General features: G+C 33.9%; 15 protein-coding genes and 1 other annotated feature. Of the genes, 6 read left to right on the top strand and 9 right to left on the bottom strand.

Annotated elements, in window-relative coordinates; genetic code table 11:
• Window position 1 precedes the first annotated feature (1 nt).
• The 3 genes from CS063_RS03945 to rpsA form a co-directional block, all read right to left on the bottom strand.
• Window positions 2-205: a hypothetical protein gene (locus CS063_RS03945; RefSeq protein ID WP_099448381.1), complete on the bottom strand. Its 204-nt coding sequence runs from the start codon at window positions 203-205 to the stop codon at window positions 2-4.
• A gap of 48 nt (window positions 206-253) precedes the next feature.
• Window positions 254-471 (bottom strand) — a binding site (T-box leader).
• 21 nt (window positions 472-492) lie between these two features.
• A complete protein-coding gene (locus CS063_RS03940) occupies window positions 493-1632 on the bottom strand; it encodes a hypothetical protein (RefSeq protein WP_099448380.1) in 1140 nt (379 codons plus the stop codon).
• 125 nt (window positions 1633-1757) lie between these two features.
• The gene (gene rpsA / locus CS063_RS03935) at window positions 1758-2909 is read right to left on the bottom strand and encodes a 30S ribosomal protein S1 (protein ID WP_099448379.1); all 1152 of its coding nucleotides are present in this window, start codon (window positions 2907-2909) and stop codon (window positions 1758-1760) included.
• Between the two features lie 296 nt (window positions 2910-3205).
• Between rpsA and CS063_RS03930 the strand changes: the two genes are divergently transcribed.
• On the top strand, window positions 3206-4570 hold the full coding sequence (locus tag CS063_RS03930) for a sodium-dependent transporter (protein ID WP_099448378.1): 1365 nt from the start codon (window positions 3206-3208) through the stop codon (window positions 4568-4570).
• A gap of 105 nt (window positions 4571-4675) precedes the next feature.
• Here CS063_RS03930 and CS063_RS03925 read toward each other — a convergent pair whose 3' ends face one another.
• The 4 genes from CS063_RS03925 to CS063_RS17575 all read right to left on the bottom strand — a co-directional run bounded on the left by CS063_RS03925 (window position 4676) and on the right by CS063_RS17575 (window position 8445).
• A complete protein-coding gene (locus CS063_RS03925) occupies window positions 4676-5521 on the bottom strand; it encodes a mechanosensitive ion channel family protein (RefSeq protein ID WP_099448377.1) in 846 nt (281 codons plus the stop codon).
• A 56-nt stretch (window positions 5522-5577) separates the two neighbouring features.
• Window positions 5578-7380 (bottom strand): ABC-F family ATP-binding cassette domain-containing protein, encoded by a 1803-nt coding sequence (locus CS063_RS03920; RefSeq protein WP_334293215.1) that lies wholly within the window; start codon window positions 7378-7380, stop codon window positions 5578-5580.
• A gap of 258 nt (window positions 7381-7638) precedes the next feature.
• The gene (locus CS063_RS03915; protein ID WP_099448376.1) at window positions 7639-8250 is read right to left on the bottom strand and encodes a hypothetical protein; all 612 of its coding nucleotides are present in this window, start codon (window positions 8248-8250) and stop codon (window positions 7639-7641) included.
• Between the two features lie 24 nt (window positions 8251-8274).
• Window positions 8275-8445 carry a hypothetical protein gene (locus CS063_RS17575; RefSeq protein ID WP_180270668.1) on the bottom strand — a complete coding sequence of 57 codons (171 nt, stop codon included), beginning with the start codon at window positions 8443-8445 and terminating at the stop codon, window positions 8275-8277.
• Between the two features lie 356 nt (window positions 8446-8801).
• Here CS063_RS17575 and CS063_RS03910 point away from each other — a divergent pair, with 356 nt between their 5' ends.
• Window positions 8802-9989 carry a glycoside hydrolase family 5 protein gene (locus CS063_RS03910; protein WP_099448375.1) on the top strand — a complete coding sequence of 396 codons (1188 nt, stop codon included), beginning with the start codon at window positions 8802-8804 and terminating at the stop codon, window positions 9987-9989.
• Between the two features lie 165 nt (window positions 9990-10154).
• On the opposite strand, the gene CS063_RS03905 is transcribed toward CS063_RS03910, so the two are convergent.
• Both CS063_RS03905 and CS063_RS03900 read right to left on the bottom strand, forming a co-directional pair.
• Window positions 10155-11225, bottom strand: coding sequence for an acyltransferase family protein (locus CS063_RS03905; protein ID WP_099448374.1), 1071 nt, complete (start codon window positions 11223-11225; stop codon window positions 10155-10157).
• A gap of 64 nt (window positions 11226-11289) precedes the next feature.
• Entirely contained in the window at window positions 11290-12885 is a 1596-nt protein-coding gene (locus CS063_RS03900; RefSeq protein ID WP_099448373.1) for an ABC-F family ATP-binding cassette domain-containing protein, read from the bottom strand.
• 363 nt (window positions 12886-13248) lie between these two features.
• Here CS063_RS03900 and CS063_RS03895 point away from each other — a divergent pair, with 363 nt between their 5' ends.
• The 4 genes from CS063_RS03895 (at window position 13249) to CS063_RS03875 (ending at window position 17179) form a co-directional block, all read left to right on the top strand.
• Window positions 13249-13869, top strand: coding sequence for a DedA family protein (locus CS063_RS03895; RefSeq protein ID WP_099448372.1), 621 nt, complete (start codon window positions 13249-13251; stop codon window positions 13867-13869).
• A 165-nt stretch (window positions 13870-14034) separates the two neighbouring features.
• Window positions 14035-14901, top strand: coding sequence for a patatin-like phospholipase family protein (locus CS063_RS03890; protein ID WP_180270667.1), 867 nt, complete (start codon window positions 14035-14037; stop codon window positions 14899-14901).
• A 10-nt stretch (window positions 14902-14911) separates the two neighbouring features.
• Window positions 14912-16009 (top strand): DUF3810 domain-containing protein, encoded by a 1098-nt coding sequence (locus CS063_RS03885; protein WP_099448370.1) that lies wholly within the window; start codon window positions 14912-14914, stop codon window positions 16007-16009.
• A 564-nt stretch (window positions 16010-16573) separates the two neighbouring features.
• Window positions 16574-17179: a hypothetical protein gene (locus tag CS063_RS03875; protein ID WP_099448368.1), complete on the top strand. Its 606-nt coding sequence runs from the start codon at window positions 16574-16576 to the stop codon at window positions 17177-17179.
• Window positions 17180-17323 lie beyond the last annotated feature (144 nt).

Genomic DNA, 17323 nt, shown 5'->3' with positions numbered 1-17323 from the left:
TTTAGTGCATTAACATCAAAAAAACCAAACCTATAGCTGCTACCACAAAACCAGCTAATCTCACCGCAATAATAGCTCCTGCTGCTAGAATTTCTATCTCTTCTTTATCTTCCTTATCTAGCTTTGTTTTAGCAAGTACAATTCGCCTTGCTCCCAAAGTAATGGCTAAGCCGATACAAAGCAGTACAAATCCAATGAGCTGCATCCTAAGCCTCCTTATTTTCCCAATAAAAAGAGCTTTTTCTTCCTTATCTCTAAGGACGAAAAAGCTCGCGGTACCACCTTAATTTTTTGCTTTGCAAGCAAAACTCTCAAATGCTATAACGGGCTGACCCGCTACTTCCTACTTAATTTCAGAAATAGTGCTCCAAAGCTACCTTCTAATAGCCTTTGCGTAAGAAGACTTGCAGCGTCATCATCTTCTCTCTCTAGTCGCAGTACTACTATACTCCTCTTTGTCATTGCATGTTGTTTATTGGATTACTTCATATTTTAGGCATCTTTTACTAATTTGTCAAGAGGCATACTTATACGCCTATTGTATTCTTTGAGCTTATTATTAATAAAGTCTCTTGCTTCTGGTTCTTCTTGCAGAGCAAAAATTTCCTTCCATAAATCCTCTTCATAGCCCTCAATTATTTGAAGCTGCTCTAGGGTCTTTTCTTTATCTGCTTCCAATGTTTTTAAACTACTTACTTTTTTATTGGTTAAAAGCCAGTCTGATAAATTTTCAATATACGTAATAGCAATGCCTTTACTCTTGATAATGGCAAGCATTTCTTCCTCAATTTCTGAAAGCGTACGATTAAAGCCTGTATACTTCTTCTCATTATCCTTATTCTTAAGATAACGACTATAATACATCTCTAATTTAGCAGCACTATCTACCCCTAGCTTATCATACTGGAAATTCAAATAGCGGACTTGATGAAAATAACGAATTTTAGTCTTGTTCATATAGCGAGCTGCTTTTTGTTGCAAAATAGCATTTTTATTTAACTCTTTTTCAATATGTTCCTTGGCATAAATAAGTCCTCCTACAAAAAGAACTAGTATCGATCCAAAGCCACTTAAATACACCCATGTTTTTTCTCTTAAAGCCTGCATATAACCAAATGTCATCAAAAGCCCTATTCCAATTGTTACAATAAAAACAATACTAAATATTTTAAGAAAGTGATAACCTTTTAAAAGTGCCTCTCTTTCTTCTAAAAGTTCTTCTCTTTCCTCTTCAAGATAATACATATTTCTCTCAGATTCTCTTTTCTTTTTTTCACACTGTTGAATTTCATGAATGAGTTCGGGTATTTGGGCTTCATATTGAGAAACAATAAAGAGAGACTTGTTATTTTTAATGAGTCGACCTTTTAAACTTTGCTTCTTCTCCTCCAGATCTTTTGCCCTACTTGCTAAAAGACTTAATCGTTCCCTATCTTCCTTTTTAAGGGCATCAAACTTCTTAATTTCCTGCTCTCTTCTCTCTAAATCTCCTATGTACTCCTCTATGCGTTTCTTTTTAACAAATAATTCCCCTAATTCTTCAAAAAGTTGTTCTATCGTCCGTATAGGCATATCTACTACAACACTACTTTTTGCCTTTCTACTTCGCAAAAAATTCTTAAGGAATTGCATTTCTCCTCCTCGCCCTCTTTTTTATTTTTCTTTAATGATAGCATGTTTTTCCCCTTTTTCCTACAACAAACTCATAAGCAAAAAAGAACCCCTAGAATCTAGAGGTTCTCATTATTCCTATAAGCTTAGAATACATTTCCTAAAACATCGCCTAATTTTGCATTGTCATCTTCTTGTGTCATATAGTGTTCAATTTCACTATTATCTACTTCTTCCGCTACTTCTTTCATACTAAGAGAAATCTTTTTATTTTCTTTATCAATGTTAAGAATTTTTACTTTTACTTCTTGTCCCATTTCTAATGCTTCATCAGCCGTTTTAATACGTTTTTCTGATATCTGCGAAATATGGATAAGTCCTTCTACATTTGCACTAAGTGCCGCAAAAGCACCAAAACTTGTAAAGCGTGTAATTTTAGCTGTTACCACTTGATCCTTTTCAAGATTAACAACTTCTAATTGCCATGGATCAGCAGTAATATCCTTAAGGCGAAGAGAAATTTTACCTGTTTCAAGATTAACACCTAGTACAGTTACTTCTACTTTCTCACCTTCTTTTACTACATCTGAAGGATGTTTAATACGTACCCATGATAAATCTGTATTATGAACTAAACCTTCTACACCACCTAAATCCACAAAAGCACCATATGGCATCAGTTTAGTAACTGTCCCTGCATATTTTTCACCCTCTACCAACTGAGCAAGCTTTTCTTTTTTAAGCACTTCAGCTTTTTCAGTAGCAATGCGTTTACCTGATAATACAAGCTTTTTAGTTTTTGGAATAAATTCAATGATTTCTACTTCTACATCTTGACCTACATATTTTGAAAGATCTTCAACATATGTATTACTAATTTGAGAAGCTGGGATAAAGGCTCTTAACCCTTTAACAGGTGCAACCACACCACCTTTAACTACTTCTTTGATACGTACTGTAAAGGTTTCTTTGCTATCTGCTAAAACCTTAACATCTTCAAGAGCTGTTTCAGCTTCTGCACGTCTTTTAGAAACAAGTACATTCCCTTCACCATCATCTACTTTCATAACAAGCACTTCAAATTCAGCACCGATCTCAATATCTTCTTTTGCAACATCTTCATAAGAATATTCATTCCAAGGAATGAGTCCGTCTGTATGATAGCCAATATTAACTACCACACCTCCATCTTGTACTAAAGCTACTTTTGCTTTAAGAATGTCACCTCTATATATACGTGTCATTGACTTATCAATTTCTGCCATCAAGTCAGCCATGGTGAGATTATTTTCATCCATCTTTGTATTCCTCCTTAATTATCTCTCAATATACCTCTATTATTATACACACTTTAAGCTCAAAAATATAGTATATTTAAAAGTTTTTATGCAATAATTTATAACCACTCCTATAGTTCAATTTTTTATAATAAAATTTATATAATTACCACATTCTATCTTTTCATCCTTCTTGTTTCCAAATATATAAAATAAACTTCTAATTTAGAAATAAAAATCTTAAATTGTATTTATAGCTAAAACCTTATATAATAAAGCCGTTCAAACTAAACTAAAAACTTGAAAGAAGGTGCAAAATGCATAATAGAGATACATTTGCTTCAAAAATAGGTATTGTTGCTGCTGCTGCAGGTTCTGCCATTGGATTGGGAAATATTTGGAAATTCCCTTATATGGCTGGTAAATATGGTGGAAGTGCTTTTATTATCATTTATTTATTAGCCATTCTTTTAATGGGCTTTCCTCTTATTTGTGCAGAGTTTGCTATGGGACGAAAGGCACGTACCAATGCAGTAGATACATTTGGCGTGGTGACTAGTAAAAAAGCTTGGAACATTATAGGTGTTGTTGCTGTTCTTACAGTTTTCCTCATTTCAACCTTTTATATTATGATTACAGGCTGGGTTATTTATTATTTTGTTACAACCCTCACTGGTAAGCTTTATCATATACCAGTAGGTATAGAAGTTGCTACTTATTTTGATATGGTTTTTAACACCATGAGTTCCTCTATGTGGCTTCCTTTAATTCTTGCTTTAATAGCTGTTTGCGCAACAGGCTTTATCAATGCTATGGGAATCCAAAAGGGTGTTGAAAAGTATTCCAAACTACTCATGCCTGTTTTATTTATCCTTTTTCTTGTACTTATTGGTTATTCCACTACTTTACCCGGCTTTAAAGGAGCCATTTCCTTCTTATTTCAGCCTGACTTTAGTTCTATTACTCCATCTGTTATCATCAGTGCTATTGGGCAAGCCTTTTTCTCACTAAGTTTAGGTATGGGTGCACTTATTACCTATGGTAGTTATATTTCAGAGAAAGAAAATATTCGTAGTATTGGAGCACAAGTAGTGATTGCCGATACCATTATCGCTCTTTTTTCTGGATTGCTCATTTTTCCTGCTGTTTTTACCTACAACTTAGAACCTACAGCAGGTCCTGCACTTATCTTTATGTCATTGCCGCAAGTTTTTCTCAAAATGCCAGGTGGACAACTTTTTAGCGCTCTTTTCTTTTTAATGATTTTTGTGGCTGCCCTTACTTCTCTTGTTTCTATGCTTGAGATTCAGATTACCTACATTGAAGAAAAAACTAAGTGGTCTCGGAAAAAAGCTACAGCCGTAGTTGTAGCTGCAATCAGCTTAGGAAGTGCTCTTATTATTGGTGGAGAAGGTCCTCTTTCCTTTATCACGATTACAGGGAAGTCCTTCTTTGACAGCTTGGATTACTTAACCAATAATATTACTATTCCTTTAGTAGCTGTTTTCACAGCTATCATTGTAGGCTGGGTATGGAAAAAAAACGCTTTCAACAAAGAACTTGCCAAAGGTGGCCATGAAGCTAATACAGTGGATCATTTCTTCTTTTTCTTATTGAAATGGGTTATTCCACCAACTATCCTCATTTTGATGATTGCTCTTTTACTGGGTGTACAAGCCTAATCTCTGACTGATCATCTATTTAATCCAAATAAAGTGGACACGTCAAAACAATTTGCCGTGTCCACTTTATTTCGTAACTCTTCGCTATACGCTATATTTGACCTTTTAGACAAGATGAATATCCGTCCTCCCACGTACTTCTTTTAAAATATCTTCCCATATCAAATGCTCTAGTGTACGTCTTTGACGTGGTTTACACAAATAACGTAAGAAAAACACAATCTTTCCATCTTTAACTTCTGTATAAATGATAGGATCTAAATTGTTATAATAAATAAGATATTTACTTCCAGCAGAAGCAATCTGTTCCTTCGCTTCTTCTTGATCATCCAAAATATGCCTTTGTAAAATTTCATAAAAAAACACCTTAGCAAGTTCCCAGTTACTATCTAAACTTAAACTAACTTGTTGTTCATTCCAAATAAACTGAAAGCCCTTATCATAATTGGCAAGTGGTGAGCTAAAAAGAATAGCATTAGGCAAGTGTACAATGCGTCCTGTACTTTGTTCTCCTCCCATGCGATGTCCTACCTCTAAAAGCTTAAACTCAAAAAAACCAATATCAATGACATCTCCTATTTGACCTGCTACTTCTATGCGCTGCCCTACTTGAAAAGGTTTTGTACTTAAAATATAAAAACCACTGATACTATTAATAATTACATCCTTCATAGCAATGGCTAAACCTGCGGAAAAAATACCTAAAAAGGCTAATATATCTGAGGAGGATTTATACCAAATAAAGAGCAGGGAAATGATGTATATTACCAAATATAAATTATTAAAATATTTCCTCCTCTTATAATCCTTAAAAACATCTTCACACTTTTTACAAAATAGCTTTTTAGTGGCAAGGCGTAATATTAACAAAATGATGAGTCCTATTAGACTATAGATAAGTGCTTGAAAGAATGCTAAATCTCCCATTAAAACATTTTGCAATGCTTTCATAGAATCCCTCCTATTTTAACTGGTTACCTCTTTGCTATGTTAACTTAAAAATCTTACTATCTTGTTTTTTCATGAAGTTCACTTAAATATTCCCATCGTTCCATCTTATACTCCAGCTCACTTTCTAATTCTTCTTTTTTATTTGTTAGTTCTTGTAATTTATTAAAGTTGGTTGCATTTTTAGTCATTGCTTCTTCTACTTCTTGTAGTTTACCTTCTAGGTTTTCTATTTCTTCTTCAATCTTTTCATATTCCATCTTTTCTTTAAAACTCATTTTTAACTTTTGGGCAGCTGCTTGTGCCTTTTGCTCTTTATAAAGTGCATTTCCTTCTTTAATAGATTTTTGAATGTCTTCTTTTATTTCACTTATTGGTATCTGACGTGCTCTATAATCACTATAGTTACCTGGACAGTTCACAATCTTTCCTTGTCCTTCAAAGGCAAAAATCTTTTCTGCCATACGATCTAAAAAATAACGATCATGTGATACTGCAATGACAGGCCCATCAAACTCCTCTACATAATTCTCTAAAACCTGTAAGGTATAAATATCTAAATCATTAGTAGGCTCATCTAAGAGGAGTACATTTATGTCTTCCATTAGTACATGCAGCAGATAAAGACGTCTACGTTCTCCTCCTGATAACTTCCCAATAGGTGTATAGTGCATATAAGGTGGGAACAGAAAACGCTCTAACATTTTGCTCGCAGAAACCAAGGTTCCATCCGCTGCTTTGATAAACTCCGCCTTTTCTTTGATAAAATCTATAACACGCATATCCTCTTTTAGGTCTTTACTCTCTTGTGTATAATATCCTATCCTAACAGTTTCTCCTATTTGAATCTCTCCTGTATCGCAAGAGATTGTTTGACTTATTAAATTAAGTAAAGAGGATTTACCTATGCCATTATTACCTATAATCCCAATACGGTCTCCTCGAAGAACGGTGTACGTAAAGTCTTTAACAACTGTTTGGTCACCATAAGCCTTATTAACTTCTTTAAGTTCAATAATTTTTTTACCTAATCGACTCGTACTAAGGCCTACTTCTAAATTTTGCTTGCCATTACTACCTAAACTTTCTTCTAGTTCATAAAAACGATCTTGTCTTGCTTTTTGCTTAGTACGCCTAGCTTCTACACCTTTACGCATCCATTCCAATTCCTTTTTATAAAGAGTAGATCTTTTCTCACGTAGACGTTCTTCTATACTTTCTCGTAATTGTTTTTGCTCTAAAAAAGCTTCATAGTTACCTTCGTAACGATATAGCTTTCCCTCTTCTAACTCCACAATCTTATTAGCTACCCGGTCTAAGAAATAGCGGTCATGAGTCACCATAAGAAGAGCTGTTTTTTTAGCCTTTAATTTTTCTTCTAAATAGTCAATCGTTGCATTATCTAAATGGTTAGTAGGCTCATCTAAAATCAGTAAATTACAAGGGCGAATAAGTACCCCTGCAAGAGCAACCTTTTTTCGTTGTCCCCCAGAAAGTTCCTTAACCTTTTGACTAAATTGAGTAATGCCTAGCTGCATGAGTATTGCTTTTGCCTCACTTTCTAGCTGCCATGCATCCAAAGCGTCCATTTGTCCATTTAGCATTATTAATTTCTGTTGCAAAGCTTCATTATCTGGTGTTTTATTAATAGCCTCTATTGTTTCCTCATAAGCACATAGTACCTTCATTACAGGAGATTCCCCTTTAAAAATTTGTTCAATAACAGTAGAGTCTTCATCAAAAATAGGATTTTGAGGTAAATACTCCATAGTTAGCTCATTAGAAGTAGCCATTTCACCTGCATCAGGAGTTTCTATACCTGCTAAAATTTTCAAAAAGCTACTTTTACCTGTGCCATTAATCCCAATAATACCAATTTTATCTTGACTATCTATACTTAATGAAAGATCACTAAATAAAACCTTTTCACCATATACTTTTTTTTAGTCCTTGTGCTGATAATAAAATCATTTTTCTTCCTCTTTCTCTTTTCGAATTTCTATACTCTTACTATATCAACAATTTATAAATAATAAAAGAAAGAGTTATAAGTCTCTAAATTTCTACTCTAACTCTCTCTTTACATTTTTTATTTATTTTTAAAATCAATTTTTCAAAAATCATACTTCTTTTTCATTATACATTTGTAATGTCTCTATAGCTGTTCTTTTTCCTTTATGGATAGCTAAGTACATATACATACTATAAAGAGCTGCTCCCAATGTGCCATAAACAATATCCTCCATCGTATCTTGTAAACTTCCTAGTTGTGTCCTAGTACCTAATAAGCTATCTGAAGTAAATTCAAATATTTCCCATATCCCTGCTCCCGCTAGTGATAAGAGGCTCATGAAGAGTACAATAAGTAACCATTTTTTATGTTTTATCAAAAGCTGCTCTCTGTCTAAACACATCAGTACTAAAAGTCCCACATAATCTAATAAAATTCCAGAAGTAAAGTGCAGGAGTATATCCCACCAAAAAAAAATATCATAGCATCTTAAATAAGTTCCTAGCCATTGTGAACAAAATATAAAAAGTTGATAACTCATTATGGCTCCTGGCGTAACCCTTACTTGTAAAAGTTTTGTAAAAATTTCCGGTACAAAAGTAAGTAGAAGACTTGCAAAAAGGAGTCCTCCCTTACCAAAATCACCTACTACTAGCTCATATATACCACTTAGTACAAATAGAATACGAAAACCATAAGTCATTACTCTTTTCCACAACATCTTTTTTCTCCTTAATTACTTTTTTTACTCACTGATGGCGTCCATTAAAAGGAGTTGGCTATTTGTACATTCTCTTCCTGTTTCCTTGTTAATATGTAAAAACTCCGTCATCCTCTCAGGATTAAAGGATACCCAATAAGCAGGTATTAAATGCACAAAACCACATACTTCACATTTATAGAAATAATTTTCCATCTTCTTCCCTCCTCTTTTCGTTAATATATTTATTATAAAACAATTAGTTTGAATAAACCACAAAAGAGTAGGTTATACTAGTATTACATCTTAATCCGAACCGTTAAGATGCCAAGACATCCAAGCAAACACCCTATATTACATCCATCATTTTTAAGAACCTTATCTCTTTGACTTCCTTCGGAAGCCAAACACCTTACCCAAGCGCAAAAGATCTCTCTTTTCCTAAGAGAGATCTTTTGTTTTTAAAAGAGTGCAATATTTTTATTTATAGTTGTCAAAATAATCATCTCATTAATCCCTCAAATGCTCTAAAATAGAAAGAAAAAGCTTATCATTTTTCAAGGAGGTTCATTATGTTTAAAATGCAAAAAATATTAGGTATTTTTTTTACTAGTTTCTGCTTTCTTCTCATAGGCTGTAATACTTCCTCCTCTATAGTTCCCCCTAGTTCTCCACCGACTACAGAATCCACGTCCTCTTCTTCTCCATTAGAAATTTCGCCTTCACCCAGTCCTGAGATTAATCCACAGTTGAATGCTACCAACCAGTCGCCTCCTCTTGTCATCTCTAGCGAAATACCTTTAGCTCCCCCCATTTTTCCCGATGGTTCACCTGTAGCACTACATGGTGCATTACATATAGAAGGACGTCAGCTTCTCGATACCCATAACAAGCCTTTTCAATTAAGAGGTATTAGTACCCATGGCATCCAATGGTTTGGAGACTTTGTTAACGAAAAAAGCTTGAAACATTTAAGAGATGACTGGAAAGTGAATGTGATTCGTTTAGCTATGTATACTGACACCACTTCTGGTTATTCTGATAATCCCCTCCTCCTTCAGCAAAGCATGCAAAAAGGCATAGAAATTGCTACAGAACTTGGACTCTATGTTATTGTAGACTGGCATATTTTATCCGATGGCAATCCCAATACCCATCTTGAAGAAGCGACTATTTTCTTTGATGCTTTTTCTCGTCTTTATAAAAATTACCCCAATATCCTCTTTGAACTATGTAATGAACCTAATGGCCCTAATGTCACATGGGAGGAAGAAATTAAACCTTATGCTGAAAAAATTTTAGCTTGCATACGTTCTAACTCTAATCAATCCATTATTATAGTAGGTACACCCACTTGGTGTCAAAACATCTTAGCAGCTGCTAAAAATCCTCTCGAAGATACTAATTGCCTCTATGCCCTTCATTTTTATGCTTCCACCCATACAGTTACTTTAAGAACCTATTTACAAATTGCCAGCGATAAATATAGCTTACCCCTTATTGTCAGTGAATTTGGTACCTGTGAAGCCTCTGGCGATGGAGCTATTAACTTTACAGAGTGTGATAATTGGATAGCACTCTTAGATGATTATACTATCAGTTGGGTTAACTGGAGTCTCTGTGATAAACCTGAAACCTCCGCTCTATTAAATCCCGGTGCTTCTTTCACTGGTCCTTGGCAAGAGAACGAGCTTACTGAAAGTGGTCGCTATATAAAAGCTCTTCTTATTCAATCAGCTGCTTCCAAGGATAAAGAGTAACTTAATTCCTTAACTTATTGAAACCAAAAAGGAGTGACTTAAAAATCACTCCTTTTTTAATGAAAAGATATAAAGTATTTAGCTGTGCATCATTAGTATAAGAGAATGTTCCATTTATTCCTACCTTTATTTGTTAGAACTATGTTAAAAATAGGTTAAATGAGGTCACCTTCGTATTTTGCGTCCTATTTTAACAAGCCTAGGGCGCATATGCTGATATCCCCTTCGACAAGGTTCCCAAATTTTAGGACTGTATACTACAGAGTTAACTGGATGAAAAAGACTTTTATATATTTTTTGAGTAGGCCTTCTAGAAAGCAAATACACAATAATAATAGGACTTATACACATAAAACTTATACTTATCCATACATTGTGCGTAAGGTATTGTACACAATAAATCATTCCATATACTGCAATAGTTAAATAAGGGTGAAAAATATAAATATTCATCGTTTGCTCCCCTATTCGGGTAAAAAATGTCCTACGCCGTGGAATAAGGCTAAGTACACAAATACTCAATAAAGTGGCACCTACATATAAGGCTCCTCTAGATAAAAATCCTTCTTGCATACTTAAGCCACTTTCTAAATAGGAATGGGAATTATAAAAAAATTCATAGTTTATAAGTCCGGTCTTTACCACAAAGCTTGCTACTCTTATACCTAGTAAAATGCCACATATAGCCAAAGTCTTTTCTATCTTAGATACTTTTAAAAGCATTTCTTCCTTAGTATAATAGCCTATTAAAAAGAAGGGCATAAATGTAATAGTTCGTGATAAGGATAAAATGACTCCTCCTCTAGGCATTAACCCAATTAGTAGGCCACATACAATACTAATGGGAACAATATGCGGAATCTTAACGAGGTATTTAAGGCTCATCCTCCAAAAGAAAAGGCTAATCAAATACCATAAGGTCCAGCCTGGATAAATAATAAGTAACATGAACTTTCCTGTGGCAATAAAAACAAGGACATACCAAATCACATTAAAAATGACATAAGGAATAAGTAAATTTTTAATAGCTGTCTTGCGTCCTTTATCAATGTTTTTAGAAAGATAACCTGAAATAAAAACAAACAAGGGCATATGAAAAAAGTAAATAAACAAATAGACTACTTTTAAAAAAGAATATTCATCAATATAATACTCAATAATATGTCCAAACACTACAAAAAAAATCAAGAAAACCTTTAGATTATCTATAAAATAATTCCTTTTGCTTGTCTCCACTTGCCTGTTTCCTTTCCGGCTTTATCCCTTACAAAATTATAAATTTATCCACTTTGATTCCTCTTTATTTGTTTGCTTTTTTAAATTCTAAATACTCATCATAAGTTGAAGTACGGTCAATGAGTCCATCCTCTGTTAATTCAATAACCCGATTCGCAATAGTTTGGATGAATTGATGGTCATGGGAGGTAAAGAGTACATTCCCTTTAAAGTCAATAAGACCATTGTTAAGAGCTGTAATAGATTCAAGGTCTAAGTGGTTAGTAGGTTGATCAAGAAGTACTACGTTGGCTCCTGAAAGCATCATGCGCGAAAGCATGCAACGTACCTTTTCTCCCCCTGATAAAACTTTAGCTGGTTTAAGTGCCTCTTCACCACTAAAGAGCATACGACCTAAGAAACCACGTAAATAGCTTTCCGATTGATCATCTGAAAATTGTCTGAGCCAATTAATAAGGTCTAAGTCACAATCGTTGAAAAACTCCGAGTTATCTTTTGGGAAGTAAGATTGAGAAGTCGTAACTCCCCATTTAAAGCTTCCTTCATCTGGCTCCATCTCTCCAATCAAGATTTGAAGAAGTGTAGTTCCTGCCATCTCATTTTCACCAACAAGTACAATTTTATCATCCTTATTCATACGAAAGCTTACATTGTTTAATACTTTTATACCCTCTATTGTTTTACTAATACCCTCTACAGTAAGGATTTCATTACCCACTTCGCGGTCTGGCTTAAATTGAACAAAAGGATAACGTCTTGAAGAAGCTGGCATTTCTTCCAAAGAAATTTTATCTAAAAGTTTACGACGAGAAGTCGCTTGTTTGGCCTTCGACTTATTAGCAGAGAAGCGCGTAATGAAGTTTTGTAATTCTTTCATTTGATCTTCTTTTTTCTTATTTTGAGCCTTCATTAAGTGTTGCATCATTTGACTTGATTCATACCAGAAATCATAGTTCCCTACATACATCTTAATTTTACCAAAGTCAATATCTACAGTATGAGTACATACTGTATTTAAGAAATGACGGTCATGGGATACCACAATAACAGTACCTGGGAAATCTAATAAAAAATCTTCTAACCAGTTAACAGATTCAATATCTAAGTGGTTAGTAGGCTCGTCCAAAAGCAATATCCCTGGTTGTCCAAAAAGAGCCTGTGCTAAAAGAACTTTGACTTTATCTCCACCTTTTAGGTCTTTCATTAAAGCATAGTGGAGTTCTGTCCCAATCCCTAATCCTTGAAGGATTTGAGAAGCATCTGAATCTGCTTCCCAACCATTTAACTCTGCAAATTCACCCTCTAATTCTGCTGCTCTTTCGCCATCTGCATCACTAAAATCTTCTTTAGCATAAAGTGCTTCTTTTTCTTGCATAATTTCATATAAACGGGCATTCCCACGAATAACAGTTTGAAGTACTTCGCATTCATCATATTGGAAATGATCTTGTTTCAAAACAGACATACGAATATTTTTAGGGATAGCTATTTCCCCTGTTGTGCTCTCAATTTCACCTGATAAAATTTTAAGGAAGGTAGATTTACCTGCACCATTGGCTCCGATAACACCGTAACAGTTACCTGGTGTAAATTTTAAGTCCACATCTTTAAAAAGTGTACGTCCTGCAAATTGCAAGCTCATATTATTCACTGTAATCATCTATTGCTCCATCCTTTACTTTCCTATTATTTTCGTTCATTTTGACTGTGCTAGTATACCATAAAATTGAGAACTTGTAACCTCAAAATTGCAATAAGCTTGCTTATCCTACATAAAATACTATTATTATCAGATATAAAGAAAAAATTTATACTTAAGTATCTCAGACCTTTTGCATCTTATCCTAGTCATTTACTCTACAAAGCCTTTTTATTACTCTTTCCTATTACCTGTAAAAAGTGTATATTATTTATAAATGAAGTCTATTATTTATAAATATAATTCAAATACTTGTATTATTTTTCTTGTTTTGAAATAGTATTAGATAAGAAATAATTTATTTTAGTATAAAGGAGTTTTTACATGTCAATTATTACATCTTTTCTTAATCAACTCATGAATCTGGTAGGACTGTTAGGGTATCCTGGCATTTTTGCCATTATTGGACTTGAATATGCCTGCTTCCCTATTCCCAGTGAAGTCGTCTTACCTTTTGTAGGTATGAGTATTACACAAACTCATTTATCTTTTTTTATCGTATTTTTGGTAAGTATTTGTGCTGGTCTTATAGGCTCTCTTCTCTGTTATGCCATCGGATTTTGGGGAGGAGCACCTTTTTTAGCATGGCTTTCTAAACATTCCTCAAATGCTGAAAAAGCAACTTGCAAATTTAATCGTTGGTTTGATTGCTATGGTAGATGGGCTGTTTTGCTTGCTCGCATCGTACCACTTACGAGGACTTATATCTCCTTCTTTGCTGGAGCAAGTCGCATGTCATTATCTATCTTTTTACTCTATTCTTCTGTTGGTATCAGTGCTTGGAATCTAGTACTTATTAGTCTTGGTTACTTTGTCGGAGATAACTGGCCCCTTATTGAACGTTTACTTAATACCTATAGCAATGTTGTTCTCATCTTACTCGCTCTCACTCTTCTTCTTTACGTTATCAATCACTTCTTTTGTAAAGTTAAAAAGGCCCAATAGGGCTTTTTTATTGGTTAAAAGTCTAAATATAAGGAAACAAGTTCTTTTCGAGAAAATCTTGTGATTCTTTTGACCATACTTTATACTAAAAGTAGGAATTATTTTGATTAATGAATGACTATTTTAATTAGTATGTATTTTATAACACGCTCAAGGAGGAATCCCGTGGAAAAGAAAATTGGACTTATTGTAGAAGGTGGAGGGATGCGCGGTGCCTATACAGCTGGTGTTCTAGATGCCTTTGATGACCACCACCTTTTTTTCCCTTATATTGTAGCTGTATCTGCTGGTGCTAATACTGTTTGTAGTTACCTTTCCAAGCAAAAAGAACGAAATAACCGTATTTATACAGAATGGATTACTGATAAACGCTTTATTCATGTAAATAATCTCTTTAAAGAAGGTTGTTACTTTGGAATGCAATTTTTATTCGAAGAACTGCCACTTAACTTAGACCCTTTTGATTTTGAAACCTTCAAAAAAGCAAAAAATATCTTCAAGGTCGGAACAACACACTGCAAAACAGGTAAAGCGGTTTATTTCGAACCTCTAAGATGTGAAAAGCAACTTGATACCAATCATCTATTACAGGCTTCAAGTAGTTTACCGCTTATTGCAAAACCCGTTTTAATTAATGGCGATTACTACTTAGATGGTGGCATTGTCGATGCTATTCCTATTGAACAGTCCATTAAAGATGGGAATACTCATCATGTCATCGTTCTTACTCGCAATGCCTCTTATCGCAAGAAGCCTTCTACTTCTATGTCTCGTTTAGCCAAACTAGGGCTTAAACAGTATCCTGAAATAGCAGAAGCCCTTCGTGTACGTCACTTGCGTTATAATGCTACACTGGATAAACTTGAACGCCTTGAAAAAGAAGGTAAGGTATTTGTCTTTAGACCTCAAGCACCACTTAAAGTGGATCGCTATGAAAAAAATCCTGTTAAACTCAAAGCACTTTTTAAACAAGGTTATGATGAAACCGTTAGTAACCTCTCTCAGTATACAAAGTGGCTAGATAGCCTATAAGGAGGCTTTTATGAAAAAATGGACTCACTTACAACTTATCAGCCTACTATTAGGTCCTGTAGGACTCTTTCTCCATGTACTTTATTCGTATTTTCCAAGCCATGGAGAAAGACTTTATTCAGCTAGTACCAATAAACTGTTTATTCAGTTTCAAAGCCTATTTACAGGACTTTTCCCTTTCTCTTTTCATGAATTCCTTTTTTATGGGTTAATACTCTTTGTTTTTTATCTCATTATACATACATTCATAAGGTCTAAAAATGCTTCTCAAAAACAAAAACTATATTTTCTTTCTCATCTCTTTAATATAGGAACCTTTTTATCTGTTACTCTTTTCATCTTTATTAGTTTTTGGGGGCTTAATTATAGCCGCCCTTCCCTTAGTGAAACCTATGGTTTTCACAGAACTTCTTATACACATAAGGAATTAATTAACCTTTATAGTTATCTCATCAAAAAGTGCAATACGCTTAGAGAAAATCTTCCTGAGAATGAGGTAGGTGTTTTTACTTTTCAGGAAGATTATCGCTCTATCTTCAAACGTGCCTTTTTAGGTTATGAAGAGGCTGCTTCACTCTTTCCTACGCTAGGAGGTAACTACGGTAACCCTAAACCTATCTTAGCTTCCAAACTTATGAATTATACAGGTATCACTGGCTTTTACTCCCCTTTTACTGGTGAAGCAAATGTGAGTACAGCCATTCCCGACCTATGGCTCCCTTGTACAACTACCCATGAAATGGCCCATCAACGTGGCTATGCTCATGAAGAAGATGCTAACTTCATTGCCTTCCTTACTTGTAGTCTCCATCCTGATACAGATTTCCAATACTCTGGTTACTTTTTAGCCCTTCTTCATACGCAGTCTGCCCTATGGAACGTGGATAAAAATCTCGTCAAAACACTTAATACTCATCTTTCTAGCAAAGTAAAAACTGATCTTAACTATAATAATGACTTCTGGTCTAAATATGATGGGTGGATAGAAGAAATCTCTGCTCAAATCAATGATTCGTATCTCAAAGCTAATGGTGTGTCTGATGGTGAGAAAAGCTATGGGCGTATGGTAAACCATTTACTCGACTATTATGAAGCCTATTTACATTAACTGAGAAACCTGTTCATTTTCATTATTCATTCTAAAAACACATAAAAGGGAGTGTCGCGAAACCATGAAATAGTTTTGTGGCACTCTTTTGTTATTTTTATATTTTACTTAATATTGATTTATATCAATTTTACGCAGTAAAGAAAGGGACATTACATAACTATAGCAAATTCAGTAACATACTTTTAAGAATAGGTAATTTAGCTTTGCATGAGAAACGTATGAGACAAACTGCTTATTCTCGTATAGAAAGCTATTTAGAGGAACTTATTCAATTTGGAAAAACTTAGGCTTAAATTAACGCCTATGATAAACCATCTATACTTTATAATTATGTAGAATTTTTTCTTGAAAATTTCATATCCTAAACTAACCTCCTTTTTCGAATAGTGTTAGAGTAAAAAACTCCAAGAAAAAATAATCTTGGAGTAATTATCTCATATTTACTAAGGTTTGAATATCTACTGGATTATTATGTGCTTACGTTTCAAAAGTATATATATACTTTTAAAACAATATCTTATATAATATTTTCAATTATAATTCATAGAGGGGGAAAGCTATGTGAAATGTTTCAGGAAAATATATAGTTTTGTACTTATAGGACTAGTTGTCTTTAATATGATACTTTATTTATTAGAGCGATTAGAAGGAATATCCATCATTAATGATGGTATTAATATCATATTTAAACTTATGGTACCAATTTTAACCTTATTTTTCCCTTACTTAGGAAAAAAATGGGTAGCCGCATTTATTCTAATAGGTAAATTTTTAGTGTTATTATCTATACCTTATATATTGTTAATGATTACCTTTTTCCAGAATGAAAGCGATGTTAAATATGGATATGTGCAATCCCCCTCCCATACACATGAAATTATAATAAAAGGATCTGTTAAAGGGTTACATAATTTTACACAATATATTGAAATTTACGAAAAATTAGGCGGAATCTTCAAAAAAAATCTTAATACATCTATTAGTGTACGTGAAAATAAGAATGGAGAATTTCGTAAAGCTATTTTTAAAGATGGAATAAGGCTAATAGGGCAAGAAAAATATGATCTAGGGAATGGTTATATTTTAGAATGGATAGACGAAAATACTCTTGAGATATCACATAGCCCATCTGCTGAAATTAAGAATACAGTAAACCTCTCACATTAATAGCACAAAATTTAAGCAAAAGTTTTTAGCTTTTAAATAATTGATTAGAAAGGGAGTGTCGCGAAACTATGAAATAGTTTCGTGGCACTCTTTTGTTATGTATATAAATGGAAGTTTACATCTATGTATATAAATATCCCTTAT

Source organism: Sporanaerobium hydrogeniformans (assembly GCF_002735925.1).
Taxonomy (GTDB): Bacteria; Bacillota; Clostridia; order Lachnospirales; family Cellulosilyticaceae; genus Sporanaerobium; species Sporanaerobium hydrogeniformans.
Note: the sequence above shows the minus strand (reverse complement) of the source record. Positions and strands in the feature narration are given on the sequence as shown.

Excerpts from the sequence above, each read along its gene's own strand:
- CS063_RS03945 (WP_099448381.1), bottom strand. The coding sequence starts at position 205 with ATGCAGCTCATTGGATTTGTACTGCTTTGTATCGGCTTAGCCATTACT.
- CS063_RS03910 (WP_099448375.1), top strand. The coding sequence starts at position 8,802 with ATGTTTAAAATGCAAAAAATATTAGGTATTTTTTTTACTAGTTTCTGC.
- CS063_RS03940 (WP_099448380.1), bottom strand. The coding sequence starts at position 1,632 with ATGCAATTCCTTAAGAATTTTTTGCGAAGTAGAAAGGCAAAAAGTAGT.
- CS063_RS03925 (WP_099448377.1), bottom strand. The coding sequence starts at position 5,521 with ATGAAAGCATTGCAAAATGTTTTAATGGGAGATTTAGCATTCTTTCAA.
- CS063_RS03885 (WP_099448370.1), top strand. The coding sequence starts at position 14,912 with ATGAAAAAATGGACTCACTTACAACTTATCAGCCTACTATTAGGTCCT.
- rpsA (WP_099448379.1), bottom strand. The coding sequence starts at position 2,909 with ATGGATGAAAATAATCTCACCATGGCTGACTTGATGGCAGAAATTGAT.
- CS063_RS03915 (WP_099448376.1), bottom strand. The coding sequence starts at position 8,250 with ATGTTGTGGAAAAGAGTAATGACTTATGGTTTTCGTATTCTATTTGTA.
- CS063_RS03900 (WP_099448373.1), bottom strand. The coding sequence starts at position 12,885 with ATGATTACAGTGAATAATATGAGCTTGCAATTTGCAGGACGTACACTT.
- CS063_RS03930 (WP_099448378.1), top strand. The coding sequence starts at position 3,206 with ATGCATAATAGAGATACATTTGCTTCAAAAATAGGTATTGTTGCTGCT.
- CS063_RS03895 (WP_099448372.1), top strand. The coding sequence starts at position 13,249 with ATGTCAATTATTACATCTTTTCTTAATCAACTCATGAATCTGGTAGGA.
- CS063_RS17575 (WP_180270668.1), bottom strand. The coding sequence starts at position 8,445 with ATGGAAAATTATTTCTATAAATGTGAAGTATGTGGTTTTGTGCATTTA.